We start from the raw sequence: 1,038 nt of genomic DNA, 5'->3' as shown, positions 1-1,038 counted from the left end.
CACACCCTCGCCCAACAAGCCGCCAGCTAAAGGTGGGCCCCACTCAAAATGCGATTAAGCCAAAAAGTGGTCTCAAATCAGATTGCTATTCTCAGCGGGCGCACGACGTTGCGCGATCTTGTGCGGCCGTCCGCCTGCCTTGCAGGCTGACGGTCGAAACCGAACTCTTTAAGGTCCTTTTCGGTCCATTCGTGACGGAGCGCTGTTGCGTACGAGCTGGCGTAGTCAGCTTCGGCTGACGCGAGCAGCGCGGCGGCTTCCTGGAGTGCGACTCCTGCGCCTGCCAGGTCGCGCTGCGCCGACCTTCGCGTAGCGTTTGGCGTCGAGTTTTGCAGCCCGCCGTGGCGGTGCGCTGGGCCTTTGAAGGGGGATTGATCGCGTGTCGGACTCGCCCCGGGCGCGTCGTTTGGGCAAGGTCCGTCGTGAAAACGTTGACGGAGGCCCGTCTAAAAGCATCCAGGTTTACGTCACCGATATAGAGAAAGCCGCGCTGACGGTCCGTGCGATTGAGCTGAAAGTAGCCGTGCCGCGGTTGTTGTTCGAATCCGCTCTCTCCGAGACCGGTTGAGACGCCTGTTGACCGGCGCAACCTGGCGGTGGAGTTGCTGGGCATCCGCACGCTGTTGGGTGCGATGTCCAACAACATCAACCAGATTGCCAGGCACGCGAACACAGCCAGTGAATTCCCCAACGACGCCGAGGCTGCCGTTGCTGCCGCGCGGCGTTTGATGCTGCGTATTGATGAGACGGTCAGGGCGGTGACGAAACCGTGAGACCGAACGTCACCAAGGGCACGAGGATGATCGGGCTGATCAAGTAGTTTCGCCGGACCAAGACGCCATAACGAGCACACCGGCATGCGCGTCATCACCGCATCCGAAGTCACCATCACCGTGGCATACAGCAACGCGCTCAACGCCGAGAACACGATCGCGCTGGCCCACGGGACTGTCTGAATAACGGTGGATCCGTGGTTGGCCTGACACGCCGGGCTTTGCCTGGCGGGAAGGACTGATCATGAGCGACACCATGGATCCC

2 protein-coding genes are annotated in these 1,038 nt (G+C 61.2%); both read left to right on the top strand.

Annotated elements, in window-relative coordinates; all coding sequences use genetic code 11:
• Positions 1 to 379: 379 nt before the first annotated feature.
• A complete protein-coding gene (locus tag J2Y41_RS23065) occupies positions 380 to 568 on the top strand; it encodes a hypothetical protein (protein ID WP_309932052.1) in 189 nt (62 codons plus the stop codon).
• Positions 569 to 632: 64 nt separating this feature from the next.
• Entirely contained in the window at positions 633 to 773 is a 141-nt protein-coding gene (gene mobC / locus J2Y41_RS23060) for a plasmid mobilization relaxosome protein MobC (protein WP_309932050.1), read from the top strand.
• Positions 774 to 1,038: the final 265 nt, after the last annotated feature.

The organism is Arthrobacter sp. 1088 (genome assembly GCF_031455315.1).
Lineage (GTDB): Bacteria > Actinomycetota > Actinomycetes > Actinomycetales > Micrococcaceae > Arthrobacter.
Note: the sequence above shows the minus strand (reverse complement) of the source record. Positions and strands in the feature narration are given on the sequence as shown.

What these genes read in the sequence shown, in the direction of transcription:
- mobC (WP_309932050.1), top strand. Translation starts at nt 633, where the DNA reads ATGTCCAACAACATCAACCAGATTGCCAGGCACGCGAACACAGCCAGT.